A 24,309-nucleotide genomic window follows, 5' to 3' on the forward strand; every position below is an offset into this window, starting at 1 on the left:
AAGCTGACGCCATGACGATGCCATCGACGCCGGTTCGCTTGTCTCCCCTGGCCTGGGCCACCGCCTTGCTGCCCCTGGTGACCATGCATGTCTGTTATTTGCTGTCTGCCAGTGAGCAGCTGGTGCCCTGGTGTTTACCCTGGTTTGAAGGCTGCACCAGTATTTCCCGGGCGTCCCGTTCCGGTACCGCCTATTTCGTTTTCAAGGCCGGAATGCTGCCAGCCTGCGTCTGCATGATGCTGTTCTGGTGGGCCAACCGTCACTGGCTGCGCCACATGCAGGTGGAGCCGACAACCTGGTGGTGGCTGGGGATGCTGGCGGCGCTGCCGTTGGCGCTGTATACGGTGGTGCTTGGCCATGCCGGAGAGACGCCTTACATGCTGCGCCGGATCGGGGTGGTGGGATTCTTTGGCCTCACGTTTCTGGCCCAGCTGGGGCTGAGCGCGTCACTGCGGCACAGTGCCATGTCAGCCGCGGGGAGATCGCTGCTGCGGTTATGCGGTTTTACCCTGTTGGTGGGAATAGTGTCGTTGATACTGGGTGTGATCTGGCCCGAGCACTACGACACCATGGATGACGGGTTTGAATGGGCTCTGGCGGTGTTGATCAATCTGCATACGTTGTGGGTAGCATGGCTTTGGCAGCGCAGCGGCTTTGCGGTGAATTTTTCCTTAAATTCCTGACCCGCTATTGCGATCCGCAGGGTGCACGAAGTGCATAACCCAACCCGTGTTTAAAAGCATTCTCACCACAGGGGCACAGAGCACATCGAGAGAACCTTTTCTTTTTCTCCGTGATCTCTGTGGTAATACTTTCTTTATCGATGTTGGGCTATCGCGCCGCTAGCGACGCACCTGCGTAGTCTTTTGCGGGCCGGGGAAATCCAGGGTCGGCCAACCGCTTATCAGGTCCCGCAAAAAGTCTGGCAGACCTGCTCCTCCGGGGCCGGCGGCTGCCGATAGCGGTCGTCCGGGTCGCGGTCCGCATAGGGGTCGGCCAGCGCCTCCAGCAATGATGTGGTGACAGCCAGGTCACCCTGTTCCGCTGCGGTTAATGCTTCTGCCACGCGATGGTTGCGAGGAATTACCGCCGGGTTGTGATTGCGCATCAGGCACAGGGACGACTTGAGCGGTTTTTGGTTGCGCCCCAGGCGGGCCTGCCAGCGATGGTGCCAGTTGCTGAAGTCGTCATCCTGGTAAATACCATCGGCGGGAAAGTGTTCGCTGGTGATATCGCGGAAGGTATTGGTGTAATCCGCCTGGTGCGTCTTCATCCATTCAAGCAGATCGGTAATCAGCGTTTCATCGACCGGGTCATCACCGAACAGGCCCAGCTTTTTCTTCATCATGGCCAGCCATTTTTCGCTGTAGCGTTCGCTAAAAGACTTGATGATGGCGGTGGCTTTCTCAATGGCGCTGTCCACATCGTCGTCGATCATCGGTAGCAGGGTTTCCGCGAAACGGCTCAGGTTCCACTGGGTGATGGTGGGCTGGTTGCCATAGGCGTAGCGGCCCTGGTGGTCGATGGAGCTGAACACGGTGTGCGGATCAAAACTGTCCATGAAGGCGCAGGGGCCGTAATCGATGCTCTCGCCACTGAGGGTTACGTTGTCAGTATTGAGAACGCCGTGAATAAAGCCCACCCGCATCCAGTGGACGATCAGATCTACCTGGCTGTCCATGACCGCATCCAGCAGGGTCAGGGCAGGATTGTCGGCAGGCTGGCGGTCCGGGTAGTGGCGGTTCAGGGTGTAATCCACCAGCGCTTCCAGCAGCGCCGGGTTCTGTCGGCCGGCGGCGTACTGGAAGGTGCCTACCCGCAGGTGCGAAGCTGCCACCCGGGTGAGGATGGCACCGGGCAGGGCGGTTTCCCGCAATACCGACTCCCCGGTGGCCACCACCGCCAGGCTGCGGGTGGAGGGGATGCCCAGGCCATGCATGGCCTCGCTGATGATGTATTCGCGCAACATGGGGCCCAGTGCCGCGCGGCCATCGCCGCCCCGGGAAAACACCGTGCGGCCGCCGCCCTTGAGCTGGATATCCCGGCGCGCCCCGTTCGGGGTGAGCTGCTCACCGAGCAGAATGGCGCGACCATCGCCCAGCATGGTCAGGTTGCCGAACTGGTGGCCCGCGTAGGCCTGGGCGATCGGGTCGCTGCCGTCGATCGGCTCATTGCCCGCCAGAATCGCTGCCCCGGCCGGGCTGTCCAGTGCCTCGCCGTCCAGTCCCAGCTTCCCGGCCAGGGACCGGTTGAACAACACCATCTGCGGTGCCTTCACCGGCTGCAGGGGGCAGCGGGAAAACAGATCTTCCGGCAGGTGGGTGTAACTGTTGTCGAACTGGAAACCGAAGGGGCGGGTCATTGTGGGTGCTCTGCAAACCATGGACGTACAGGTTAACAGGACGGGCTGGGCGGGGTCATTGGGTGTGATGGGTCAGTAATCTTCCCGGTCGTTACTGGCCTGCCATAACCGGAAAGCCGTTAACCGTTGAGGGTGATCAAGCTGTTCAGTGGTCAGTTGTCGTTGTGCCGCAGGGAGAGCCAGCTCCTGGTAGATAAACTGATCATCAAAACCGATACGGGCCGCATCGGCCTGGCTGTTGAGATAGAACAGTTTGTCGGGCCGGGCCCAGTAGATGGCACCCAGACACATTGGGCACGGCTCGCAACTACTGTAGATCATACAGCCATGCAGCTGATGGCTACCCAGCTGGTGGCAGGCGGCGCGGATGGCTTCCATTTCTGCGTGGGCGGTGGGGTCATGCTGGCCGGTAACCCGGTTGCAGCCCTGGCCGATGATGATGCCATCTTTTACCACCAGTGCCGCAAAGGGGCCGCCCAGGCCCTGGCGAACATTATCTTCAGCGAGTGCGAGGACCGTCTGGATCAGGTTCTGGTGATTATGGAGCGGTTCCATGGTTCAGAGCTCTGAGGTAATGGCATGGCGCGCCAGTATTTGTCGGCGTGCCCCTTAGCGCCGGGTGACCTTGCCGATCACGGTGTTATCCAGATAATCCGCCCAGGCCTGCAGCATTTCCCGGCGTTTTTCCTGATAGAGCTGACGGTCGCTCTGTTCGTCGCCGGTCTGGTTGAGCAACTGTGACTGGATCTGTTCCGCCTGGTAGCCCAGCTCGCCCAGCGCGGTGGCGGCCAGAGTGCGCAGGTTATCGGTGGAGACCGGCGTCGTGCGGGTGACTTTTTTCAGGGCGCCGGTGAGGGTGCTGGCGCCCAGGTGCTTCTTGCGATCGCGGGTGCCGGGGAAGATATATTCCTGACGGCCGGTGATCGGTTCCATCTCCCGCAACAGCTCTACCGCCTGGCGGGGCAGGGGCACGGTAATGATCTTGCTGCCGTCCGGGCTGTCCGGGTTCTTGCGGCGGATGCGCCATTCTCCGGCATCCAGATCCATGTCCGACCAACGTGCGTTGACGATCTCGCTGGGCCGGGCCAGCAGCCAGACGGTCAGCTTGAGTGCCGCGGTGGTGGTGGTGCGGCTCCATTGGCCAAGCACACCGCTGGCCAGATTGAAGAGTTGCTCACGGGTGCTGAGCAGGAATTCCGGCTCGGTGCCGGAGCCGGTAAGCCGGCGGCGCAGAGCGCCGGTCTGCTGGAAGCCGGCGACGCCGGTATCGCGGGCGTGGCCGTAGACCCGTTTGGCGATACCCAGTACCCGCTTGCCCTTGTCCAGATGCCCCTCGGCACCCAGGGCGGCAGCCAGGGATTTCAGATCTTCCGGGGTCACTTCGCTGACCACCCGCTTGCCAATGCTGGAGATCAGGTAGTTTTCCATCTGTCGCTTGGTGCGGCGGAATTGTTCTTCCGAGACTTCAAACCGGTAGACCCGTTCCAGCCAGTCCCGCGCCACCGCCTCGAAGGTTTCCACCGAGGGGCTGAACACTTCCCGTTTTTCGCAACGGGTGATCGGGTCTGTGCCGTCGGCGATCAGCTCCCGGGCTTCGTCACGAAGCTGACGGGCGAAGGCCAGCGTGACCTCGGGGCAGGGGCCCAGGGTAATGACCTTGCTGCGGCCATCGAACCGATAGCTGAATTTCCAGGTACGGTTGCCATTGGTCTCTACCAGCAGGTAGAGCCCCTTGTCGTCCCGGAGTTTGTAGTCTTTCTTCAGGGGTTCGGCGTTGCGGACGTCCGCGGAAGTCAGGGCCATGGCTCGCTGCAGGTCAGGTTATTGTCGGCATCGAGCAAAAACGATGCAGGGATGTTCAGACAATAAGCTACCCAGCTTTGCCGATGCGTTCAATTGCTGTGCGGCAAGTACCGTTGGCTGGCTGCTGACCAGGGCCCGCCTTGCCAGTGCTGAGGCGAGCCCCGTCAGCGTCAGGTGGTGGCGTCGCTGATGGTCGTCTGTGCGCCATCAAACAGGCCCTTCACCTCGCCACCGGCGAGTACGATGGTAGCGATGGCCACCATGGCGATCAATGAAACGAGAATGGCGTACTCCACAATAGAAGCGCCACTTTCTTCCTGTGAAAATGCAGTGATGAGCTTGAACATGGCCTCGCCCTCCTGGCGGCTTGGGTATCCTTCATAATCACAATAGCACGCTTGTCCCGGTACGGTGATGGCTTTGATTTATGCAAAAAGGAGGGCATGAAGTTCAGGTTTTTTGGGGCTTTCGTCATCAAGTTGCCGGTTTTCGGTGATATTTCTCTCGCCGGTGAGTAATGCGAAATTTAAGTGTTTGTTGGCTTCTTGTAAGAGGGGCCAACAACCAGGGCTGCGCTAGGGCAATTTGTCACACAACGCGGCGATGTCTATGTGCTAGCCTAATGAAAATCATGAATCCTGTTCGCAGGCCTGACATGTGGAGGTTGCGCCCGTGGAGTTCGATCCGTTTTTGCTTGCCCGTCTGCAGTTCGCCGCCAATATCAGTTTCCATATTCTTTTCCCCACTATCACCATCGGCCTGTGTTGGGTGCTGTTCTATTTTCGGTTGCGCTACACCTTTTCCGGTGACAAGGCCTGGGAATATGCCTACTTCTTCTGGGTAAAAATCTTTGCCTTGAGCTTCGCCCTGGGGGTGGTGTCCGGCATCACCATGAGTTTCCAGTTCGGCACCAACTGGCCGGGCTTCATGGAGCGTGCCGGCAATATTGCCGGGCCACTGCTGGGGTATGAGGTGCTCACCGCCTTTTTCCTGGAAGCCTCTTTCCTGGGCATCATGCTGTTCGGCAAGGACCGGGTCTCCAATCGCACTCACCTGATCGCCACGGTGCTGGTGGCAGTGGGGACTTCATTCTCCGCGTTCTGGATTCTCAGCCTCAATTCCTGGATGCAGACACCGACAGGCTATCGCATCGAAGAGGGCGTGTTCTTTGTGGAGAGCTGGTGGGAGGTAATCTTCAATCCTTCGTTCCCCTATCGCCTGGCGCATATGTTCAACGCCTCTCTGCTGACTGCGGCTTTCCTGATCATGGGGGTGAGTGCCTGGCGAGCCATGCGCGGTGTGGACGGCCCGGCCACCTGGAAAGTCATGCGTACCGGTGCGTTGATGGCTGCGGTGCTGGCGCCGCTGCAGGTGTGGATTGGTGACCTGCATGGGCTCAACACCCTGGAGCATCAGCCGGCCAAGATCGCCGCCATGGAAGGTATCTGGGAAACCGAGAAGGGCGCGCCGCTGACCCTGTTCGGCTTTCCCGATGAGGAAGCAAAGACCACGCACATGGCCATCAAGGTGCCCAACCTGGCCAGCCTGGTCCTCACCCATGAGTGGGACGGTGAAGTGCTGGGTCTCAATGAGTTCGAGGGGGAGACCCCACCGGTGGCACCGGTGTTCTGGGCGTTTCGGGTAATGGTCGGCATTGGCATGCTGATGGTGCTGGTAGGCTGGTGGTCCGCCTGGCGGTTATTCCGCAACCGGGATGAAAACCGTGAGACACAGACCTGGCTATTGCGTGCCCTGTCAGTGATGACCTTCTCCGGCTGGATTGCGGTGCTGGCGGGCTGGTATGTCACTGAAATTGGTCGCCAGCCCTGGGTGGTGGATGGGCTGTTGCGAACCGCCGATGTGGTGGCGGATCACAGCAGTGCCACCGTTGCCGGCACCTTGTTCGGCTATGTGCTGCTGTATCTGTTCCTGCTGGTGTCTTATATCGCCACCCTGCGCCATATGGCTACCAAGCCGGCACGTTCCCTGACGCTGACACCTCAGCAACGGGCCATGAACGACGCGGAAACTGCCGAAGGAGAAGCATGATGGATCTGGGATACTGGCTTCCGTTGTTCTTTGCTGGCGCCATGGGGCTGGCACTGCTGATCTATGTGATTCTCGATGGTTACGATCTGGGCATCGGCATGTTGCTGCCCTTCGCCAGCGATGACGAAAAGGATGTGATGGTGGCCGCCATCGGGCCGTTCTGGGATGCCAATGAAACCTGGATCGTGTTGGGCGTGGGGATCCTGTTGATAGCCTTTCCGCAGGCCCATTCCATCGTGCTCACCTCCCTGTACCTGCCGGTGACGCTGATGTTGATGGGGCTGATTCTGCGCGGGGTATCGTTCGATTTCCGGGTCAAGGCCGGCGACAAGCACAAGGCGAAATGGAATCGTCTGTTTGCCTTCGGCTCACTGGTGGCGTCGGTTTGTCAGGGCTGGATGCTGGGCGCCTTTGTCACCGGCCTCACCGGCGATGCCACCAGCACCCTGTTTGCCGCACTGATCGCGGTGGCGCTGCCGTCCCTGTACATCATGCTCGGCGCCGCCTGGCTGCTGATCAAGACCGAAGGCGAGCTGTTCAACAAGGCGGCTCGCTGGGGGCGGCTGGCGGTATGGCCCATGGGCGGCTTTCTGCTGCTGATTTCCATCGCCACCCCGCTGGTAAGCAGTGCCATCGCCGACAAATGGTTTACCCTGCCCAACGCCATCGGTCTGATGCCCATTCCTCTGGCGACAGCGCTGGCCTATGCAGGGCTGATCTGGGTGTTCAACAGCAAGCAGATCCTGCACAACGGCTATGGCTGGCTGGCCTTTGTGGCGTTGATGGTAGTGTGTGTACTGGCGAGTATCGGGCTGGCCTACAGCCTGTTCCCGGATATCGTGCTGGGGCGGATTTCCATCTGGGAAGCGGCGTCGGCCACGGAGTCCCTGCTGTTCACCTTCTGGGGTGCCATCATCGCCTTGCCGATGATCCTGGGCTACACGATCTTTATCTATCGGGTATTCCGGGGCAAAGCGACGCATCTGAGTTACGAGTAGTAATTCGCCTTGTGAAAAAGGCTCCAACAGCACCGCGTCACGCTGTTGGAGCCTTGCTTGCAAGGCGAAGCGTTTGCCAATGACTTTATTGCTGAAATAGCGATTTCTCTTTGAGCGATTTTCCCAGTTCTTTCCTGTCTATCCCCGCCATATTGATGGCAAATACCCCTTCCAGTAATTCCCATAATTCTGCCACGGATGCGAGCGTGTGTTTTTCACTGCTGCCATCCGGAAAGCGAACCGTATAAAGATCGTTCAGCAGGGTGTGGCGGCGGTCTTCGCCAGTACGCACAGCAATCAGGTTGTTCACGAATTTGGATTGTGGGTGGCAAGCCACATACCAGTTGGCCATCTCGAAATCCACGGCACCCTGTTGCATCAGGTCGAAACGATAGAGCAATCGCCACTGTTCCCCGAGCTGTACCCACAGGCTGTAATGATCCTGATGCGCATCCACCCGGAAAGGCTCCAGCGGTGTGCTTTGTGGATGACGGGCATGGAGCTTCAGCGGGGCGGTCGGAGTCATGCCGCCGAACCCCACATCGCTGAGATACTCTTCGCCGTCAATCGTCACCAATAGCAGCATATGCGAGCGCGGTGGCCAGGCATCGTCGGGCTGGTTCCAGTAGACCCGCCCGGTAATACCACGTGCCTGAAATCCCAGCCCAGTCAGGATTTCCAGAAACAGCAGGTTATTCTCGAAACAGTATCCGCCGCGACGCTGATCAACCAGCTTGTCCATCAGGGCCTGGCTGTCCAGTGACACCGCGAGCCCCAGCAGAGGGTTAAGGTTCTCGAAGGCGATGGCTTGCAGGTGCAAGCATTGCAGAGCCTTGAGGGTATTCAGGGTAGGCTGCTTTTCTCCCTGATAGCCGATTCGCTGCAGGTAGGCATCAATATCCAGCGCCATGGTATGGGTCCTTGTCGGAAAAAGGAGAGGCAAGCATAAAACCTCAACTCAGGTTGATGTAAAGTCTCAATATAAAAAATAAAGGATAGAGGGGAGCAGGGATGAGATGGACTCTGGGGATTCTGGCCGGATGGTTAACGATGTCTTTTATGGCGACGATTATTTCTCTGGTCACCATGGCGGGAACCCTGAGCTACAGCCTGTACTTCGGAATGGATGATATCTCACCGAAGGGGAAGGCCGACTGGGTGGCCGGTTATCTGGACAAGGTCATGAATAATTTCTGGGTCATTGATTTTCCAGCCTGGGGAATCGGGGCCTTATTGGCTGGGTGGGTGTTGATTCGGGTGACACGAACCGATAACGGTTTTGCCGTGGTGGCAGTCTCCCTGTTGATGGGCGCTTATGCCGGGCTGAATTACTGGAGCTGGCCGGGCAGTGGCGGCCCCTTTCTGGTTGTTTCTGTTCTGTTCTTTATCGGCGCGTATATTGCTGATCAGCGCCGTCAAAAAGCATCGAAGTTACATGCCGCAGTTGCTGGAGACGATAGAGCCAGAACGGATTAACATGGTGAAACGATAAACAGATAGCAGTTGTTAAAAAGGATGCGGGTTAGTCTTTTGCTAAAAAGATAGGGCTGATGCGCGCAGCATCATGCGCCATACAGGGAAGGTGGCAGAAAACGTTATGAAAGTCTCAGTAGCAACGGACAGGCTCACCTTTACGCCGCTCACCGACGCGGACCTGCCGGTGTTGCATGACTGGCTGGGTCGCGAGCATGTCAGTCGCTGGTGGGGGCCGCAGCGTACTCTTGAAGAGGTGATTCGCGATTACCATCCGGCCCAGCGCTGTTTCGGTGGCGCCATGTTTTTCTTTATCCGCCTGGATGACGAGCCGCTGGGGTTTATTCAGGGGTATGCGCCCATCGAACATCACCATGAAGGCTGGTGGCTGGACATTGATGACTCGGGCATACGCGGGGTCGATGTGTTTATCGCCAGCAAGAGTCACCTGGATCATGGGCTGGGCACATCGGCGGTGAGGGCCTTTGTGGACCAGCTGTTTGATGATCCCCAGGTAACAGAAGTGATCGCCGACCCGGCGCCGGATAACCTTCGCGCCATCCACTGTTTTCGCAACGCCGGTTTTGTGGCTCGCCAGGTGGTGAAGACACCGGACGGGCCAGCCCTGCTGATGACCTGCCCCCGCTCCTGATGGCTGTTGTGATAGCGAGCGACAGATCTGGTGCGGCCGAAACCGCGCTCTATGATGAGGCCTGCCTGTGCGCCGATTTGCACCAGAGCATTGAAATTGCCGTGCCGCCTTTCCGACCACTGGTGGCAGCCGGGGCACCAGCGTTGATCAGATTTCACTCAGCGGGATCGGCCCTGTGACATAATTCCGGTATGAATGAGAACTCATGCCATGCCAGCGGTTGAGCGCAATCCGCTGCCCATCACCGATCTGCTCGACTGGAGCGATCGGGACAAGAGCCTGTTGCTGTCGGTGCTCACCGGCCTGCTGATGCTCGGTTTTCTCGGCTGGCTGCTGTTGACGGTGAACTACACCCGTTTCGGTGAGCAGTTCCTGTCTGTGGAAGGGGCCGGGCTGGCCCGGGATATTTTCCTTTTCAACGTGACTGGCTGGCTGTTGCTGACCTGTTGGGGCATCGTCCTGCACAAGACCAAGCGTCACTCGGTGGCCTACCCCAATGTGTGTATCCATTTCTTCGGTTTTTCCTTTCTCGGCATTGGTTATGTGATGGGGCTGTATAACCCGATCATGGGCCTGGTGTTGGTAGGCTCGCCGCTCACTGGCTTTATTCTTTTTGATTTCAAACGGGTCACCTGCAGCCTGGTGATTCACACCATCATGGTGCTGGCCATCTATGCGCTGATCGTCCAGGGAAAGCTGCAATACGCCCCGTTGTTAAAGGCCGATCCGGTGACCAAGGATCTGGTGTCCGTGTACTGGGTCAACAGCATGATCGCCTTTGCCACGCCGTTTCTGGCCATGGTGTTCGGCTTTACCTATGTGCTGCTGCGGCGCTGGCAGATACGTGAAAAGCAGATCCGGGCCCTGGCGGTGACCGACCCGCTTACCGGCCTCGACAATCGCCGCGCCCTGTTCGACCAATTCAGCTACGAGCTGGCCCGCAGTCGCCGCAGCGGCAGCCCGGTGTCGGTCTGCGTGATGGATCTGGATCATTTCAAACAGATTAATGATCGCTACGGGCACGCCACCGGGGACAAGGTGCTATTGATGGTGGCCCGGGTGTTACGTGAGTGTCTGCGCGAAACCGATCGCATTGGCCGCATCGGTGGCGAGGAATTCATGTTGCTGATGCCGGAAACGGATCAGCAGGGTGCCGCCAAGGTGATTGAGCGTTGCCGACAGAGGCTCTGCGATACACCGGTAGAGGTGGAGGGGCAGGCGCCGTTCCATGTCAGCGCCAGCTTCGGTGTTACCTGTTCCGGCACTGGCGCCACCCTGGGTGAGGAGCAGCTCTTCACCCGGGCGGATCAGGCGCTCTATCAGGCCAAAGAAGCGGGCCGCAACCGGATGGCATTCTGGTCTTTGCCGCAGCAAGCGGCGACAGCCTGAGAGATAGCGGTAGGTATTCGTTGGAGCCTTGCTTGCAAGGCGAAGCGACCAGATACCCCTTCGCCTTGCGAGCAAGGCTCCAACAAGCTACGACTCCAGCCCGGCAATCAACGCATTCACGGCTCGGGCAAACTGCACCGGCGAATCTTCCTGAAGAAAGTGACCGCCCACCAGGGTCTGGTGAGGCTGTCCCTTGGCGCCGGGGATGCGTTCCTGCATGTACTTGTCGCCACCCCGGGTGATGGGGTCGCCATTGCTGAAGGTGGTCAGGAACGGTTTGTCCCATTGCTCCAGCACTTTCCAGGCCTGGCGGTTGGCATCGCTGGCCGGGTCATCCGGGGTCACTGGCACCAGCTTGGGAAACGCCCGGGCGCCGGCCTTGTATTTCTTGCTCGGGAAGGGCGCATCGTAGGCGCGGCGCTCATCCGGGCCCAGTGTCTTGAAGGTGCCGCTGCCGATGATACGGGCGATGGGAAACACCGGGCTGTAGAGCGCGAAATTTTTCCAAAGTGTAAAGGCTTTGGGGACTTTCAGATCGCCGGTGGGCAGCATGCCGTTACCCACCACGATGGCCCGGAAGCGCTCCGGGTTTTCCGCCGCCAGGCGCAGGCCCAGCAGTGAGCCCCAGTCCTGGCAGACCAGGGTGATATCACGCAGGTCCAGCTGTTCCAGCCAGGATTGCATCCAGTCCATGTGGCTCTGGTAGCTGTAGGCGTTGATGTCGGTGGGCTTGTCGGATTTACCGAAACCGATCAGGTCCGGCGCGACCACCCGGTGGCCGGCGGCGGCGCAGATCGGAATCATGTGCCGATACAGGTACGACCAGGACGGCTCACCATGCATCATCAGCACCGGCTTGGCATCCGCCGGGCCTTCATCCAGATAATGCATGCGCAGGCCACCCACGTCCGTGTAGTTGGGCTCGAAAGGGTAGTCCAGCAGTCGTTCGAAACGGGAATCCGGGGTGCGCAGAAAATCCATGGGTCATCCTGATGAAAAGGAAAAGCCAAGGATGGCCGTTCCCGACCGCGGATGACCATGTCTTCCCGGGCCAAAGGGCGATACGGGATGGTTTGCGTAGGGTGCCACTGAGCCTGGGGCGAACTGCACCATGACCACGGCGGTTGCGGTGCAGTTCGCCCCAGGCTCAGTGGCACCCTACGGTTTGGCCTGGCTTGGGGTTACTCGTCCCAGAGACCTTCGAGGCTGTAATCGCTGCCCGGCTGTGCCCAGAAGCCGCCGTCCACGTAGCGGCGGTGGCGGTCCAGCTCGGCGATGGCCTGCATGTCGTCCTCGCTGAGTGTCAGGTCGGCGGCAGCCAGGTTCTGCTGCAGCCGTTGCGGGTTCACCGATTTCGGAATCACAGCGGTGCCGCGCTGCAGGGCCCAGGCGATCAACACCTGTGCCGGGCTGGCGCTGTGGTTGTCGGCGATGTCATGAATGATCGGGTCTTCCAGCAGCACCGGTTCGTCCTCGGCCTTGAGGCCGGCCGGGCGATCCGAGGAGCCCAGCGGGGAGTAGGCCGTCAGATGAATGCCCTGCTGTTGGCAGAAGCGCAGCATGGCGGTCTGCTGCAGGTAGGGGTGCAATTCGATCTGGTTCATGGCCGGTTTCAACCGTGCCTTGCTGACCAGGTCTTCCAGCTTTGTCACGCTGAAATTGGAGACGCCGATCTGTCGGGTCAGGTTGTTATCCACCAGCGCTTCCATGGCCGCCCAGGTAGTCGCCACCGGCAAGTCGTTCAGGGACACCATGTCATCGCCGGACTGGGGAAAGGGCACGCCCTTCTTCAGGGCCACCGGCCAGTGCATCAGGTACAGGTCGAGATAATCCAGCTTCAGGTTGTTCAGGGTGGTTTCCAGGGCGGGCTGCACATCCTCCGGGGCATGGTCGCTGTTCCACAGCTTGGAGGTGATCCACAGATCCTCACGCTGAACGGTGCCGGCGGCGAATACATCCTGCAGCGCCTGGCCGATTTCGTCCTCATTGCCGTAAATATGGGCACAGTCGATGTGCCGGTAACCCATCTCGATGGCGGCCTTTACGGCCTCGTAGACCTCGCCGGGCTGGGATTTCCAGGTACCCAGGCCCAGTTGCGGCATGGTGTCGCCGTTGGGGAATGTCAGTGTTTTCATCACCTGCTCCTGTAGATGCTGTGTGATTGTCCCGGTCGCTTTTGGCGTCCGTTATGGCAAAACAAATACCTTACCCACAGTGACCCTTAACAGGCACCGCAGTTCCTGCCGGATTGTTGTCCGATTCTCCGGAATGAGCGCTTGAGCCGCTTGGGCCATTTCGCTACTGTGGCCAACCCTTCTATTTCGGCGGCGCCTTTTCTCGTCGCCCCTGCTTGGAACCTGTTTATGTGGATCAAGAATCTGGTTGTGTTTGTGGGCGAAGAGGCCTTTCCTTCCTCCGTGGCCGAGCTCGATGAAACCCTGGACCAGAACCGCTGCCAGCCCTGTGGCTCCCAGACCCTGCGCACGGAAGGTTTTGTGCCGCCCCTGAAAGGGCAGGACCCCATGGTCTATGCGGTGGACGGTTTCATCTACTGCACCTACCAGGAAACCTCTCGCCTGCTGCCCGGGCCCGTGATCAAGGAGCTGCTCGACGAGAAGGTGGAGCACATCCAGGACGAGGAAGGCCGCAAGGTGGGTCGCAAGGAAAAGGCGGATCTGAAAGAGCAGATCACCTTCGAACTGATGCCCCGCGCCTTCACTCGCTCACGCCGTACTTCCCTGCTGATCGACACCGAACGCAAGCGGGTGATGGTGGATGCCTCGTCCGCCAGCCGTGCCGAAGAAGTGGTGGCCTGCCTGCGCAAGGCCATTGGTACCCTGCCGGTAGCGTACCCGGCCCCCAACTCCGCCCCCTACACCAGCTTCAGCAACTGGCTGAAAGACACCAAGCTGCTGCCGGAAGGCTTCACCCTGGGTGACCGTTGCGAGCTGAAAGGCACCAAGGACGAAGGCGCGGCGGTGAAGTTCACCGCCGTGGATCTGGGCCAGGAAGAAATCCTCGCCCACCTGGAAACCGGCATGGTCGCCACCCGCATCAATCTGGCCTGGCAGGATGCCCTGGAGCTGGATATCAACGACAAGCTGGAGATCAAGCGCATCAAGGCGCTGGATCTGCTGCAGGAAAATATCGACGCCATGGACGCGGACGATGCCGTGGCAGAACTGCAGGCGCGGATCAGCCTGCAGGGCAATGTACTGCGCGAAGCGCTGGATGGGTTGTTCGGGTATTTCGAGGTGAACCCGGCCTGATCGGAGCCGGAACCTCTGCCGTAGGAGCGTCGCTGGCGGCGCGATAAAAAACGTTTGGTATCGCGCCGCGAGCGACGCTCCTACGGAAAGAGAGGGAAGGGCTTAATCATCAATGTCTTTGTCGTCTTTCTGGTCCTTGTCCAGTTTGACGATGGAGCCTTCATCACAGTCCGGGGAATGGGTGAAGGTCCGAGTCACATCCAGATAGCCCAGATGCGAAAGGGTGCGGCGACCCAGCAGTACCGGGTAGATCATGTCCGAGCGGTCGTTCAGGGTGAATTGCTCTTCATAGACGGTGTTGCCCATGCACAGATTCATCAACACCACCGGGCGACGATCAACTCCACCGGCACCGCGGATCAGCACTTTGCGGTAACGGGGCTTCTCGAAGGTTTTTTGCATTTTTTTACCGCTCGCTTCATCGCGCACATCCACGGTAAAGCGCACCCAGTCATCGCCCTCTTTTTCAAACACTTCCACATCCGTGGCATGCATTGACGAGGTCAGGGCGCCGCTGTCCAGCTTCGCCTTCAGCTCCACCCCCCAGGGTTCCAGCGTGGTCTTTTCCACCCAGCCGAATACCGGGCGATCGGCGGCGAAAGTCTGGCCGGCCAGCAGTAGCAGGGCGGGGAGCAGGGCAAGTGTCAGGCGAGGCATGGCATCTCCTTGATGATTCGGGTCTTCGTTAGGACAGGATGCCTGCCGCCGGGTTCCCCGGGTGTCCCGATCAGACCGATTCGGGCTCAAACAGGTACTTGTCCGGCTCGAACTTGCGGGTGCGCATCCAGTACTGGAACGTGAAGCTTGGCCACAGGGTACGGTTCTTGCCGAATTCGTCCAGGTACCAGCTCTCACAGCCACCGGAAGACCATACCGCATCATCCAGTTGCGCCTGCAGGCGCCGGTTGAATCCTGCCTGCACCTCCGGTTTCACATCCAGGGAGCCGGCGTTTTCACCAAGCAGTTTGTTGACCGCCTGCATCACGTAGTTCACCTGCGCCTCGATCATGAACACGATGGAGGTATGCCCCAGCCCGGTATTGGGCCCCAGCAGCATGAAGAAATTGGGGAAGCCGCTTACCGAGACGCCCAGGTAGGCTTCCATGCCGGTCTCGTCCCAGGTGTCGCGGATTTCCTCGCCGCCCTTGCCGATGATCTGCATCGGGCCGATAGGGTCGGAGACCTTGAAGCCGGTGCCGTAGATAATGCAGTCCACCTCGCGTTCCACCCCCTGGCCATCGACAATGCTGTGGGCTTTCACTTGCTTGATGCCGTCGGTGAGCACCGCCACATTGTCGCGATTCAGTGACGGGTAATATTCATCGGACATGAGAATTCGCTTGCAGCCGATGGTGTAGTCCGGGGTGACTTTCTTGCGCAGTTCCGGGTCCTTGATGTTGCGGCGGATAAAGTGGCGGCCATACAGCTCGGCCAGCTTCATGGCCCGTGGATCCACCGCCAGACCCAGCACCCGGCTTTCCATCCACCAGTAGATGCCGCCCCGGAACAATTTCTGCGTCACCGGCAGGGTCTTGAACAGCAGCTTTTCAATTTTGGTCATGCGCCGGTCCGGCTTGCTCAGCACCCAGGGCGGGGTGCGCTGGTAAAGGTCCAGCTGCTCGACCTCTGGGGCAATGCGCGGCACAAACTGGATGGCGCTGGCGCCGGTGCCCACGGCAGCCACACGTTTGCCGGTGAGATCGTAATCATGGTTCCAGCGGGCGGAGTGAAAGGCCTCGCCCTGAAAGTTCTCTACCCCTGGCAGTTTCGGGTAGGCGGGGATGCTCAGCGCGCCGATGCCGGAAACGAAAATCCGGGTGGTCAGCTCGGTGCCGTCATGGGTGGTCACATGCCAGATCTGTTTCTGCTCGTCGTAGACCGCCCGCTCCACCTCGCAATTGAAACGCATGTGTGGGGTGACGCCGAACTTGTCGGCGCAGCGTTTCAGGTAATCCCAGATTTCCTGCTGCGGCGCGAACATGCGCGACCAGCGCGGGTTGGGGGCAAAGGAATAGGAATACAGATGGGAGGGCACATCGCAGGCGCAGCCCGGGTAGATATTGTCCCGCCAGGTGCCGCCGATATCGCCGGCTTTTTCCAGCACCACGAAATCATCGTAGCCGGCTTCCTTCAGCTGGATCGCCATACACAGTCCGGAGAACCCGGCGCCCACCACAATCACCTGATGATCGGCCTGGGCAGCATTATTATTTTTGCTCATTGTGCACCTCCTTGGTTCATTTCATCATGGCCCAAGGCGTGCGGACGGGCCACCGCTGTTGCGCATTGCCAGCACACCGTTACCGACGATAAACAAAGCGGATGCGCCATGACCCGGGCGCGGCCCCGGCCCGCGTCATGACCAAGGTGGTCTCCGCCACGCCGGTTACGATGGGGGCAGAGAACAACGAGGAATTTGCGATGACAGACAAGCCATCCGCGCCCTCCCTGGGGCTGTTGCTGGGAGAAAGCCGGGCCATGCTGGCCTACGGACGCTACCTGCTGCGTGGCCTGGGCCATCGTCAGCTGCCCGCCGGCAATGGCCAGCCGGTGCTGGTGCTGCCCGGCTTCGGCGCCAGCGATGCCAGCACTCGCCCCCTGCGCCGGGCCCTGACCCGGCTGGGCTACAGCGTCTACGGCTGGGCCCAGGGCACCAACCTGGGCATGAACAGCAAACGCAAGGCCATGCTGGTGAGCCAGCTGCAGGCCATCCAGACTCGTCACGGCCAGCCCGTGGCGCTGATCGGCTGGAGCCTGGGCGGCGTGTTTGCCCGCGAACTGGCGCGGGCCTACCCGGAGCGGGTCAGCCAGGTGTTCACCCTGGGTAGCCCCATCAACGGCGACCCGGAAGCCAACAATGTGACCACCCTGTTCAACCTCTTTAACCCCAAGCGGCCACCACCGGACCGGGAAGCCTTCGAGGCCCGTATCCCGGCGCCGCCGGTGCCCTGTACCGCCATTTTCACCAAACAGGATGGCATCGTCTCCTGGCAATGCAGCCAGGAAGAAGACGGCCCGCTCACCGATAACGTGGAAGTGCAGGGCACCCACGTGGGCCTGCCCTGGAATCCCCAGGTGCTGGCGGCCATTGCCGAGCGCCTGGCCCGCTGCCCGGAGACCGGCAATGAGTGATCTGCAACCGGGCCGCTACCGGCACTTCAAGGGTAACGAGTACCAGGTCATCGGCACCGCCACCCATTCGGAAACCGGCGACACCCTGGTGGTCTATCGTCCGCTCTACGGCGACCAGGCCCTGTGGGTGCGCCCCCTGGCCATGTTCACCGAAACCGTGGAGCGCGACGGCAAGGTCCAGCCGCGCTTCGCCCGGGTTGGCGATTAGCCCGCCCCTCGCCCGACCCCGTTGGAGCCATGCTTGCATGGCGAATGGCTGTCGTTTGCAGTAAGCAGAACCTTTCTCGCCATGTGGACACAGCTCCTACCGCAATAAGGCAGTCATTCGCCCAGATAGTCGTTACAATGGCCCCTCGATAGCGGAGCCCATTGCATGACCACTTTTGCCGACCTCAATTTGCACGAGCGCCTGACCAGGGCACTCGGCGAACTGGAAATCACCACCCCCACGCCTGTGCAGGCCTCAGCCATTCCCGAGGCCCTGGCCGGCCACGACCTGCGTGTGGTGGCTCGCACCGGTAGCGGCAAGACCGCCGCCTTCATGCTGCCCATGCTGCACCAGCTGATGCAGCACTCGCGGCCGCGTACCGACACCCGCGCCCTGATCCTGCTGCCCACCCGCGAGCTGGCCCAGCAGACCCTCAAGCAGGTGGAAGCGCTGGGGCGCTATACCTTTATCAAGGCGGAGCTGGTCACCGGTGGTGAAGACTTCAAGGTGCAGGCCGCCAAGATGCGCAAGAACCCGGAAATCCTCATCGGCACCCCGGGGCGCCTGATCGAGCATCTGGAAGCCGGCAACCTGCGCCTGCAGGATCTGGAAATGCTGGTGCTGGACGAATCCGACCGCATGCTGGACATGGGCTTCAGCGACGACGTACTGCGCCTGGCCGCAGAATGCCGCGCCGAGCGTCAGACCCTGCTGTTCTCCGCCACCAGCGGCGGCAACGCCATGGAGAAAATGGTCGCCTCCACCCTGCGCGAGCCCAAGTCCCTGATGCTGGACTCCGTGCGTGACCTGAACGAATCCGTGGTCCAGCAGGTGATCACCGCCGACGACGTGAAACACAAGGAACGTCTGGTGCAGTGGCTGCTGGCCAACGAGACCTACGACAAGGCCGTGGTGTTCACCAACACCCGCGAGCAGGCCGACCGCATGGGCGGCGTGCTGGTGGCCTCCAACCTGAAAGTGTTCGTCCTGCACGGCGAGAAAGACCAGAAAGACCGCAAACTGGCCATGGATCGCCTCAAGGCTGGCGCCGTGAAAGTGCTGGTCGCCACCGACGTGGCCGCCCGGGGCATCCACGTGGACGGCCTGGACCTGGTAATCAACTTCGACATGCCACGCAGTGGCGACGAATACGTCCACCGCATCGGCCGCACCGGCCGGGTGGGCGGCGACGGCACCGCCATCTCCCTGATCGCCGCCCACGAATGGAACCTGATGGCGGGCATCCAGCGCTACCTGCGCCAGAACTTTGAATACCGCCTGATCGAAGCCTTGAAGGGCAACTTCCTTGGTCCGAAAAATCTCAAGTCCAACGGCAAGGCCGCCGGCAGCAAAAAGAAAAAAATGAAAAAGAAAGAGGACGCCAAAAAGGGCAAAAAGCCGGCCAGGAAAAAACCGGTGGCGAAGAAGAATTCGCGCACTAATAAGCCCGCGGTACCGGATACCAATAGTGGTTTTGCTACGGTGAAGAAACGGAAGAATCCCGGGCCGATCGACTAAAAGGCAGTGAATAGTTAACAGTGAACAGTTAATAGTTGCGCGAGAAAGCGCCGGGTGTAATTGAACGCAAGAGGCCGCGCCATTATGTTTGGCGCGGCCTCTTGCGTTGAAAACTACAGTATCAATTCGCGATTGTTATCCCAGAAGACAAAGAGGAAATTGATATTTTTATCTAAGTTTTTTTCCCCGGATAAGCGCTGACGCGCTTCCCGGGTATGTCTTTTCAGGGTTTTCGCTGTTAACTGTTCACTGGTAACTATTCACTGCTTTTCACATCATTTTCCCAACCATCCCCAGCGGCAAATTCCGCATAGCAAAGCCCAGCGGCCCCCACGGCCAGCCCGGCACCGACGCATTCTTCGGCTCTTTCTCGATGGCTTTCACCAGTGCCTTGCAGCCGGTTTCCGTGTCTACCAGGAAGGGTGTGTTCTTCACCTTCTCGTTGATTTCGGAGCGGATAAAGCCGGGGAAGATAGTGGTCACCTGGATCGGGGAATTCTGCAATTCCACCTGCAGGCCTTCGGCCAGCATGGCCACGCCGGCCTTGGTGGCGGCATAGGTGGTGAGGTTTTTCTTCATGCCGCGCATGGCGCTGATGGAGGAAATCATCACCAGATGGCCGCTGTTCTGGGCGCGGAAGATTTCCATGGCCGCTTCGGTCTGCGCCAGCGCCGCTACGAAGTTGGTTTCCGCGGTCTGCCGGTTGGCGTAGAAATAGCCGGTGCCCAGCGGCTGGCCCTTGCCCATGCCCGCGTTGATGATGACGCGATCAATACCCGCCATTTCCGTGCGGAACGCATCGAACACCGCAAACACCTGATCGTAATCGTTCACATCCAGCGGCTTGATCAGCACGGTAATGCCCGGATGCTTTTCTTCCAGCTCGGCCTTCAAGGTTTCCAGCCGGTCCATGCGCCGGGCACACAACGCCAGGTTGCGCCCCATGGCCGCAAACAACCGCGCCATCCCTTCGCCCAGCCCGGAGCTGGCACCGGTGATTAGAATATTCTTGCGTGTCGGCATTGTTATCCCCTTGCTAATGGCTGTTGCAGGAACGAAGCGTAGCGTAGTAACGACTGTAAGTCGGCCCGCAGGGTGAGCGTAGCGAATACAGCCGCTTGAGGCGCGAACCTCGCGAAGCGAGGCGACAACGTTTGTGTCGCTCGCCGATGTTTTCTGAAACCTGTCGAGCGCTGGGATCCTGATCGTCCTGCGGACGATTCCGCGCTGGCGCGCGGTTCGCACCTCAAGAGGCTGTATTCGCTGCGCTCACCCTTCGGGCCGCACGGAACTACGTGCGTTACTCCGCTGCGCTCCGTTCCTACAGCAGCTTCGTAGAAATGTTGAGGTTATCAGGTCGCGTCTATCGATACGTCACCTGCTCGCTTGGCAGATGCAGATGCTCGTTCACCGAGACTAGCCTTGGCTTGCCGGCATTCACAAGCACCCGGGTCACACTGGTGTTGATCAGGGTGCGGTTCCAGGTGATCAGGGCCTCGTCGGTGAGGCCCATCAAGCGCTGGATGATCACGCTGATGGCGCCGCCGGAGGTGAACACCAGGGCGCTGTCGCCGCTGCTCAGGCTGTTGCCCAGGCTGTAGGTGCTGGCCAGCACGCGCTCGCGAAAGGCGGGCCAGCTTTCGCTGTAATCACCGTCGCCGCTTTGCCAGCGACGCAGGGCCTGCTCAAAGCGGGCCTGGAATACCTTGCGTGGGTGATCCTGCTGGGCCAGCCACTGTGTCAGGGCCGCCCGGTCGGTGGCCAGGGGCCAGTCCACGGCCAGCAACTCGCTGTGGTTGTATTCGTTGAAGCCGGTATCCGTGTGCCATTCCTTTGCCAGGCCCAGTTCGCCCAGGGTCGCTTGCGCGGTTTCCACATGGCGGCGCATGGTGCCGCAGATGGCGCGGGGCACCCCCAGGTCCTGATTCTGCAGGGCGCGGCCGAGAATGCGGCTCTGCTCCCAGCCCACATCGGACAGCTGATCGTAATCTTCCTTGCCGAAGCTGGCCTGGCCATGGCGGATCAGGTAGATCACCGGCATCAGGCTTTCTCCGCTTTTTCCAGTTTGCCCTGCAGTCGCTCGGCGCCTTTCAGCATCACCCGGTTGAACACAAACGGCAGAAAGCGCTTCATCCAGTAGGCCCGGCGACCACTCTTGTGCGGCAGCAAAAAGAACTGCTGTTTGGCTACCGCCTTCTTGATCATCTCGGCGATCTGGTCGGCGGTGAGTTCGTCACTGGAGAGCAGCTTGTCCACCGTTTCGATCATGCCCGGTTCCGGGGTGCGCATGGATTCGTGCAGGTTGGTGCGGAAGAAACCCGGGCACACTACCGTGGTGTGAATGCCATAAGGCGCCAACTCAAAACGCAGGGTTTCCGACAGGGAAATTACCCCCGCCTTGGTCACGTTATAGCTGCCCATCACCGGCGCATGCAGCAGCCCGGCCAGGGAGGCGATGTTGACGATATGGCCGTGGCCCTGGCGCTTCATCATCGGCACGAACACCTTGCAGCCGCGCACCACGCCCTTCACGTTGATATCGAAAATCCAGTCCCAGTCGGCCATGTCGCCGCGATCAATACGGGCGGCACCGGCCACCCCGGCATTGTTCACCAGCACATCCACGCCACCCCAGTTCTGCTCCAGCCATTCGCGGGCATTGTTGAAGCTGGCCGCGTCGCGCACATCCAGATACTGGAACTGCAGCTCGCCGGGCAGATCCTTCAGGGCCGCCAGGGTCTCTGCGGCGCGCTCCTGATTCACATCGCCGATCAGTACCCGGGCGCCATCGCGCAGCCAGGCCTCGGCCATGGCGCGCCCCAGCCCGGAGGCGCCGCCGGTGATCAGGATGCGTTGTGGGGTCTGGCTCATGGTGTGTCCTGTGGTCATGGTGGTTTCGGTCGCGGATTGTGCGTCAGGCGTCGACCCGCCGAGATCCGGGGTCTTATCCATTGACCGATGCTAGTGACGGCGTTTCAATAAATCCAATGAATCCTCGCAATGATCAATGATAAACGCCATGCATGTTTCGCGGTTCGATCTCAATCTTTTCGTGGTTTTCGATGCCATCTACACCGAGGGCTCCCTGACCCGCGCCGCCAAGGTGCTCAACCTCACCCAGCCGGCGGTGAGCCACGCCCTGGGGCGCCTGCGCGACCGCCTGGATGACCCCTTGTTCGTGCGCCAGGGCAGCCGTATGGTGCCCACCGCCCGGGCCCGGGCCATGGTCAGCCCGGTGCGTCATGCCCTGGGCGGCTTTCAGCGCTGCTTGAGTGATGAAGGCGGTTTCGATGCCAGCGAGGCGGAGCGCACCTTCGTGCTGGGCCTGCGCGATGGCCTGGAAGGTTGCCTGCTGCCGTCGCTGATGGCGCAGCTGATGGAAGACGCCCCCGGGGTACGTTTGCAATCACTCACTATCAGCCGAAAGCAGATGGCCACTGAGCTGGCCAGCGGCCGGCTGGACCTGGCCTGCGACGTGATGCTGGCCCTGCCGGAATCCATCGAGCATGTGCCGGTACTCAGCGGGCCGCTGGTGGTAATGATGCGCGAGGGCCACGAGCTGGCCGATGACATGGACCTGCCCGGCTACCTGGCGGCCCAGCATGTGCTGGTGTCGTCCCGCCGCGAAGGCCCGGGGCTGGAAGATTTCGGCCTGGCCCGGCAGGGCTACCGGCGTCATATCCGCCTGCGCTGCCAGCACTACCAGGCGGCCATCAGCACGGTGCAGCACACCAACCTGCTGCTCACCCTGCCGGCCACCCTGGCCGGGCGCCTGTCCCGCAAGGGCATGGTGATCAAATCCTTCCCCGCCGACCTGCCCGGCCTGGAAATGCACCTCTACTGGCACCGCGACCAAAGCGCCGACCCGGCCCATAGCTGGTTGCGGCAGAAGGTGTTGGCGCTATTGAAGGAACAGCAGGAGCAGTTAACAGTTAACAGTGAATAGTTAACAGCGCGCGGTATCGCGCCAGTGTTGCCCAAAGCATAGAGGCCGCGTCCCAGCGATGGGCGCGGCCTCTATGGTTGCAGGCAAAGAAAACCTTCCCCGCGAGCTGTTCACTGTTAACTATTAACTGTTCACTAAAATCTGCCCCGCCCAATACGGGTTTTCCTCCACCCGAATATCGCTCGGCTTCACCGTGTCGCCGCAGTGGCTGCACTGCAGCTGGGCTTCCAGGGGTTCGCCGCATTGGCGGTGGTAGCGGGTGAGGGGGGCGCCGTGTTCGCCGGCCAGGTGTTTGTCGCCCCATTGGGCCAGGTGCACGATCACCGGGTAGAGTTCCTTGCCCATGGCCGTGAGCCGGTATTCGTGGCGCAGGGGGCGTTCCTGGTAGGCCACCTTGTCGAGCACGCCGCCCTCGGTGAGCTTGCGCAGGCGATCGCTGAGCACATGGCGGGTGACGCCCAGGCGTTGCTGGAAATCATCGAAGCGGCGCACGCCCATAAAGCAGTCGCGCAGCACCAGCAGCGTCCAGTTGTCGCCGATAATGGCCAGGGTGCGGGCCAGGGAACAGGGCTGTTGATCGATGTCTTGCCAGCGCATGCTAAACCTCCGTGAACGTTTTCTGATCATACCGGGTTGACGCGTTCCTAAAAAGAACCGACTATAAGTTCCAAATAGGAACCAACTGTTAATCCCACTGAAATCGGGAGGCTCCATGCCAGAACCTGTTGCAGTCATCATCGGTGCCGGTGATGCCACCGGCGGTGCCATCGCCAAACGCTTTGCCCGCGAAGGCTATACCGTCTGCGTCACCCGCCGTAATGAAGAGGCGCTAGCGCCCCTGGTGCAGGAGATCGAACAGGCCGGCGGCAAGGCCCGCCCGTTCGGCTGCGATGCCCGCGACGAAGAGCAGATGATGGCGCTGTTCGACACCATCGAGAAAGAGGTCGGGCCGGTGGAAGTGGTGGTGTTCAATATCGGCGCCAACGTGTTCTTCTCCATCCGTGAGACCACCGCCCGGGTCTACCGCAAGGTCTGGGAAATGGCCGCCTTCGCCGGCTTCCTGGCCGGCCGCGAAGCCGCCCGTGTGATGGTGCCGCGCAATAAGGGCACCATCATCTTCACCGGCGCCACCGCCTCATTGCGCGGCGGAAAGGGCTTTTCCGCCTTCGCCAGCGCCAAGTTTGCCCTGCGCGCCCTGGCCCAGAGCATGGCCCGGGAACTGGGGCCGGAAGGCATCCACGTGGTCCACCCCATCATCGACGGCGCCATCGACACCGCCTTTATCCGCGACAACTTCCCGGCCAAGTATGCCCAGAAAGAGCAGGGCGGCATCCTCAACCCGGAACACATCGCCGACACCTACTGGATGCTCCACCAACAACCCCGCGACGCCTGGACCCACGAAATCGACCTGCGCCCGTGGATGGAAACGTTTTAGATAAGCAACAACCCTTCACGGTAGGAGCGTCGCTCGCGGCGCGATAACAGCAGTCGCGAGTTGCGAGAAGCG

25 protein-coding genes are annotated in these 24,309 nt (G+C 60.4%); 12 read left to right on the forward strand and 13 right to left on the reverse strand.

Going from position 1 to position 24,309, the window contains the following annotated elements; translation table 11 throughout:
* Window positions 1-11 precede the first annotated feature (11 nt).
* Window positions 12-683, forward strand: coding sequence for a hypothetical protein (locus ACMG4N_RS04290; protein WP_414432972.1), 672 nt, complete (start codon window positions 12-14; stop codon window positions 681-683).
* Between the two features lie 221 nt (window positions 684-904).
* Here the strand turns inward: ACMG4N_RS04290 and ACMG4N_RS04295 are convergent, their stop codons facing one another.
* From ACMG4N_RS04295 to ACMG4N_RS04310, 4 genes are all read right to left on the reverse strand, one after another.
* Window positions 905-2,362 carry a protein adenylyltransferase SelO gene (locus tag ACMG4N_RS04295; protein ID WP_414432973.1) on the reverse strand — a complete coding sequence of 486 codons (1,458 nt, stop codon included), beginning with the start codon at window positions 2,360-2,362 and terminating at the stop codon, window positions 905-907.
* Window positions 2,363-2,434: 72 nt separating this feature from the next.
* Entirely contained in the window at window positions 2,435-2,917 is a 483-nt protein-coding gene (locus tag ACMG4N_RS04300; RefSeq protein WP_414432974.1) for a nucleoside deaminase, read from the reverse strand.
* 54 nt (window positions 2,918-2,971) lie between these two features.
* The gene (locus ACMG4N_RS04305; RefSeq protein ID WP_297764918.1) at window positions 2,972-4,165 is read right to left on the reverse strand and encodes a tyrosine-type recombinase/integrase; all 1,194 of its coding nucleotides are present in this window, start codon (window positions 4,163-4,165) and stop codon (window positions 2,972-2,974) included.
* A 170-nt stretch (window positions 4,166-4,335) separates the two neighbouring features.
* Complete coding sequence (locus ACMG4N_RS04310) at window positions 4,336-4,512, reverse strand: Flp family type IVb pilin (protein WP_414432975.1); 177 nt, start codon at window positions 4,510-4,512, stop codon at window positions 4,336-4,338.
* A 325-nt stretch (window positions 4,513-4,837) separates the two neighbouring features.
* Between ACMG4N_RS04310 and ACMG4N_RS04315 the strand changes: the two genes are divergently transcribed.
* Together ACMG4N_RS04315 and ACMG4N_RS04320 are read left to right on the forward strand one after the other, a co-directional pair.
* Window positions 4,838-6,214 carry a cytochrome ubiquinol oxidase subunit I gene (locus tag ACMG4N_RS04315; RefSeq protein WP_297764924.1) on the forward strand — a complete coding sequence of 459 codons (1,377 nt, stop codon included), beginning with the start codon at window positions 4,838-4,840 and terminating at the stop codon, window positions 6,212-6,214.
* Complete coding sequence (locus tag ACMG4N_RS04320; RefSeq protein WP_414432976.1) at window positions 6,211-7,212, forward strand: cytochrome d ubiquinol oxidase subunit II; 1,002 nt, start codon at window positions 6,211-6,213, stop codon at window positions 7,210-7,212. The genes ACMG4N_RS04315 and ACMG4N_RS04320 overlap by 4 nt, the downstream gene beginning before the upstream one ends.
* A gap of 85 nt (window positions 7,213-7,297) precedes the next feature.
* On the opposite strand, the gene ACMG4N_RS04325 is transcribed toward ACMG4N_RS04320, so the two are convergent.
* On the reverse strand, window positions 7,298-8,122 hold the full coding sequence (locus ACMG4N_RS04325) for an arylamine N-acetyltransferase family protein (RefSeq protein ID WP_414432977.1): 825 nt from the start codon (window positions 8,120-8,122) through the stop codon (window positions 7,298-7,300).
* A gap of 101 nt (window positions 8,123-8,223) precedes the next feature.
* Here ACMG4N_RS04325 and ACMG4N_RS04330 point away from each other — a divergent pair, with 101 nt between their 5' ends.
* The 3 genes from ACMG4N_RS04330 (at window position 8,224) to ACMG4N_RS04340 (ending at window position 10,726) form a co-directional block, all read left to right on the forward strand.
* Window positions 8,224-8,688: a hypothetical protein gene (locus ACMG4N_RS04330; protein ID WP_414432978.1), complete on the forward strand. Its 465-nt coding sequence runs from the start codon at window positions 8,224-8,226 to the stop codon at window positions 8,686-8,688.
* 121 nt (window positions 8,689-8,809) lie between these two features.
* Window positions 8,810-9,337: a GNAT family N-acetyltransferase gene (locus tag ACMG4N_RS04335; protein WP_414432979.1), complete on the forward strand. Its 528-nt coding sequence runs from the start codon at window positions 8,810-8,812 to the stop codon at window positions 9,335-9,337.
* A gap of 210 nt (window positions 9,338-9,547) precedes the next feature.
* The gene (locus ACMG4N_RS04340) at window positions 9,548-10,726 is read left to right on the forward strand and encodes a GGDEF domain-containing protein (RefSeq protein WP_414432980.1); all 1,179 of its coding nucleotides are present in this window, start codon (window positions 9,548-9,550) and stop codon (window positions 10,724-10,726) included.
* A gap of 87 nt (window positions 10,727-10,813) precedes the next feature.
* Here the strand turns inward: ACMG4N_RS04340 and ACMG4N_RS04345 are convergent, their stop codons facing one another.
* Window positions 10,814-11,707 carry a haloalkane dehalogenase gene (locus ACMG4N_RS04345; protein WP_414432981.1) on the reverse strand — a complete coding sequence of 298 codons (894 nt, stop codon included), beginning with the start codon at window positions 11,705-11,707 and terminating at the stop codon, window positions 10,814-10,816.
* Window positions 11,708-11,907: 200 nt separating this feature from the next.
* On the reverse strand, window positions 11,908-12,861 hold the full coding sequence (locus ACMG4N_RS04350; protein ID WP_414432982.1) for an aldo/keto reductase: 954 nt from the start codon (window positions 12,859-12,861) through the stop codon (window positions 11,908-11,910).
* A gap of 228 nt (window positions 12,862-13,089) precedes the next feature.
* Here ACMG4N_RS04350 and ACMG4N_RS04355 point away from each other — a divergent pair, with 228 nt between their 5' ends.
* Entirely contained in the window at window positions 13,090-13,995 is a 906-nt protein-coding gene (locus ACMG4N_RS04355; RefSeq protein ID WP_414432983.1) for a recombination-associated protein RdgC, read from the forward strand.
* A gap of 102 nt (window positions 13,996-14,097) precedes the next feature.
* On the opposite strand, the gene ACMG4N_RS04360 is transcribed toward ACMG4N_RS04355, so the two are convergent.
* Together ACMG4N_RS04360 and ACMG4N_RS04365 are read right to left on the reverse strand one after the other, a co-directional pair.
* Window positions 14,098-14,652 carry an ATP-dependent zinc protease gene (locus ACMG4N_RS04360; RefSeq protein WP_414432984.1) on the reverse strand — a complete coding sequence of 185 codons (555 nt, stop codon included), beginning with the start codon at window positions 14,650-14,652 and terminating at the stop codon, window positions 14,098-14,100.
* A gap of 70 nt (window positions 14,653-14,722) precedes the next feature.
* Window positions 14,723-16,216 carry a flavin-containing monooxygenase gene (locus tag ACMG4N_RS04365; protein WP_414432985.1) on the reverse strand — a complete coding sequence of 498 codons (1,494 nt, stop codon included), beginning with the start codon at window positions 16,214-16,216 and terminating at the stop codon, window positions 14,723-14,725.
* A gap of 101 nt (window positions 16,217-16,317) precedes the next feature.
* Between ACMG4N_RS04365 and ACMG4N_RS04370 the strand changes: the two genes are divergently transcribed.
* The 3 genes from ACMG4N_RS04370 (at window position 16,318) to ACMG4N_RS04380 (ending at window position 18,853) form a co-directional block, all read left to right on the forward strand.
* Entirely contained in the window at window positions 16,318-17,127 is an 810-nt protein-coding gene (locus ACMG4N_RS04370; RefSeq protein WP_414432986.1) for an esterase/lipase family protein, read from the forward strand.
* Window positions 17,120-17,335, forward strand: a complete 216-nt coding sequence (locus ACMG4N_RS04375) for a DUF1653 domain-containing protein (RefSeq protein ID WP_035245397.1) — start codon at window positions 17,120-17,122, stop codon at window positions 17,333-17,335. Before ACMG4N_RS04370 ends, ACMG4N_RS04375 begins: the two co-directional genes overlap by 8 nt.
* Before the next feature lie 165 nt (window positions 17,336-17,500).
* Window positions 17,501-18,853 (forward strand): DEAD/DEAH box helicase, encoded by a 1,353-nt coding sequence (locus ACMG4N_RS04380; protein ID WP_414432987.1) that lies wholly within the window; start codon window positions 17,501-17,503, stop codon window positions 18,851-18,853.
* Between the two features lie 270 nt (window positions 18,854-19,123).
* Here ACMG4N_RS04380 and ACMG4N_RS04385 read toward each other — a convergent pair whose 3' ends face one another.
* From ACMG4N_RS04385 to ACMG4N_RS04395, 3 genes are all read right to left on the reverse strand, one after another.
* Complete coding sequence (locus tag ACMG4N_RS04385) at window positions 19,124-19,876, reverse strand: SDR family oxidoreductase (RefSeq protein ID WP_414432988.1); 753 nt, start codon at window positions 19,874-19,876, stop codon at window positions 19,124-19,126.
* Between the two features lie 340 nt (window positions 19,877-20,216).
* Window positions 20,217-20,894 (reverse strand): histidine phosphatase family protein, encoded by a 678-nt coding sequence (locus ACMG4N_RS04390; protein WP_414432989.1) that lies wholly within the window; start codon window positions 20,892-20,894, stop codon window positions 20,217-20,219.
* Window positions 20,894-21,724, reverse strand: coding sequence for an SDR family oxidoreductase (locus tag ACMG4N_RS04395; protein WP_035245391.1), 831 nt, complete (start codon window positions 21,722-21,724; stop codon window positions 20,894-20,896). Before ACMG4N_RS04395 ends, ACMG4N_RS04390 begins: the two co-directional genes overlap by 1 nt.
* 148 nt (window positions 21,725-21,872) lie before the next feature.
* On the opposite strand from ACMG4N_RS04395, the gene ACMG4N_RS04400 reads away from it, so the two are divergent.
* The gene (locus tag ACMG4N_RS04400) at window positions 21,873-22,799 is read left to right on the forward strand and encodes a LysR substrate-binding domain-containing protein (RefSeq protein WP_414432990.1); all 927 of its coding nucleotides are present in this window, start codon (window positions 21,873-21,875) and stop codon (window positions 22,797-22,799) included.
* Between the two features lie 123 nt (window positions 22,800-22,922).
* Here ACMG4N_RS04400 and ACMG4N_RS04405 read toward each other — a convergent pair whose 3' ends face one another.
* Window positions 22,923-23,396, reverse strand: a complete 474-nt coding sequence (locus ACMG4N_RS04405) for a winged helix-turn-helix transcriptional regulator (RefSeq protein ID WP_414432991.1) — start codon at window positions 23,394-23,396, stop codon at window positions 22,923-22,925.
* Window positions 23,397-23,511: 115 nt separating this feature from the next.
* Between ACMG4N_RS04405 and ACMG4N_RS04410 the strand changes: the two genes are divergently transcribed.
* A complete protein-coding gene (locus tag ACMG4N_RS04410) occupies window positions 23,512-24,237 on the forward strand; it encodes an SDR family oxidoreductase (RefSeq protein WP_414432992.1) in 726 nt (241 codons plus the stop codon).
* Window positions 24,238-24,309: the final 72 nt, after the last annotated feature.

It is taken from the genome of Alcanivorax sp. IL2 (assembly GCF_047495475.1).
Taxonomy (GTDB): domain Bacteria; phylum Pseudomonadota; class Gammaproteobacteria; order Pseudomonadales; family Alcanivoracaceae; genus Alcanivorax.

Coding starts and splice junctions, on each gene's coding strand:
- ACMG4N_RS04325 (WP_414432977.1), bottom strand. CDS start 8,122: ATGGCGCTGGATATTGATGCCTACCTGCAGCGAATCGGCTATCAGGGA.
- ACMG4N_RS04380 (WP_414432987.1), top strand. CDS start 17,501: ATGACCACTTTTGCCGACCTCAATTTGCACGAGCGCCTGACCAGGGCA.
- ACMG4N_RS04335 (WP_414432979.1), top strand. CDS start 8,810: ATGAAAGTCTCAGTAGCAACGGACAGGCTCACCTTTACGCCGCTCACC.
- ACMG4N_RS04395 (WP_035245391.1), bottom strand. CDS start 21,724: ATGAGCCAGACCCCACAACGCATCCTGATCACCGGCGGCGCCTCCGGG.
- ACMG4N_RS04310 (WP_414432975.1), bottom strand. CDS start 4,512: ATGTTCAAGCTCATCACTGCATTTTCACAGGAAGAAAGTGGCGCTTCT.
- ACMG4N_RS04375 (WP_035245397.1), top strand. CDS start 17,120: ATGAGTGATCTGCAACCGGGCCGCTACCGGCACTTCAAGGGTAACGAG.
- ACMG4N_RS04305 (WP_297764918.1), bottom strand. CDS start 4,165: ATGGCCCTGACTTCCGCGGACGTCCGCAACGCCGAACCCCTGAAGAAA.
- ACMG4N_RS04410 (WP_414432992.1), top strand. CDS start 23,512: ATGCCAGAACCTGTTGCAGTCATCATCGGTGCCGGTGATGCCACCGGC.
- ACMG4N_RS04295 (WP_414432973.1), bottom strand. CDS start 2,362: ATGACCCGCCCCTTCGGTTTCCAGTTCGACAACAGTTACACCCACCTG.
- ACMG4N_RS04330 (WP_414432978.1), top strand. CDS start 8,224: ATGAGATGGACTCTGGGGATTCTGGCCGGATGGTTAACGATGTCTTTT.
- ACMG4N_RS04400 (WP_414432990.1), top strand. CDS start 21,873: ATGCATGTTTCGCGGTTCGATCTCAATCTTTTCGTGGTTTTCGATGCC.
- ACMG4N_RS04345 (WP_414432981.1), bottom strand. CDS start 11,707: ATGGATTTTCTGCGCACCCCGGATTCCCGTTTCGAACGACTGCTGGAC.
- ACMG4N_RS04365 (WP_414432985.1), bottom strand. CDS start 16,216: ATGAGCAAAAATAATAATGCTGCCCAGGCCGATCATCAGGTGATTGTG.
- ACMG4N_RS04390 (WP_414432989.1), bottom strand. CDS start 20,894: ATGCCGGTGATCTACCTGATCCGCCATGGCCAGGCCAGCTTCGGCAAG.
- ACMG4N_RS04360 (WP_414432984.1), bottom strand. CDS start 14,652: ATGCCTCGCCTGACACTTGCCCTGCTCCCCGCCCTGCTACTGCTGGCC.
- ACMG4N_RS04370 (WP_414432986.1), top strand. CDS start 16,318: ATGCGCCATGACCCGGGCGCGGCCCCGGCCCGCGTCATGACCAAGGTG.
- ACMG4N_RS04340 (WP_414432980.1), top strand. CDS start 9,548: ATGCCAGCGGTTGAGCGCAATCCGCTGCCCATCACCGATCTGCTCGAC.
- ACMG4N_RS04320 (WP_414432976.1), top strand. CDS start 6,211: ATGATGGATCTGGGATACTGGCTTCCGTTGTTCTTTGCTGGCGCCATG.
- ACMG4N_RS04300 (WP_414432974.1), bottom strand. CDS start 2,917: ATGGAACCGCTCCATAATCACCAGAACCTGATCCAGACGGTCCTCGCA.
- ACMG4N_RS04355 (WP_414432983.1), top strand. CDS start 13,090: ATGTGGATCAAGAATCTGGTTGTGTTTGTGGGCGAAGAGGCCTTTCCT.
- ACMG4N_RS04290 (WP_414432972.1), top strand. CDS start 12: ATGACGATGCCATCGACGCCGGTTCGCTTGTCTCCCCTGGCCTGGGCC.
- ACMG4N_RS04385 (WP_414432988.1), bottom strand. CDS start 19,876: ATGCCGACACGCAAGAATATTCTAATCACCGGTGCCAGCTCCGGGCTG.
- ACMG4N_RS04405 (WP_414432991.1), bottom strand. CDS start 23,396: ATGCGCTGGCAAGACATCGATCAACAGCCCTGTTCCCTGGCCCGCACC.
- ACMG4N_RS04350 (WP_414432982.1), bottom strand. CDS start 12,861: ATGAAAACACTGACATTCCCCAACGGCGACACCATGCCGCAACTGGGC.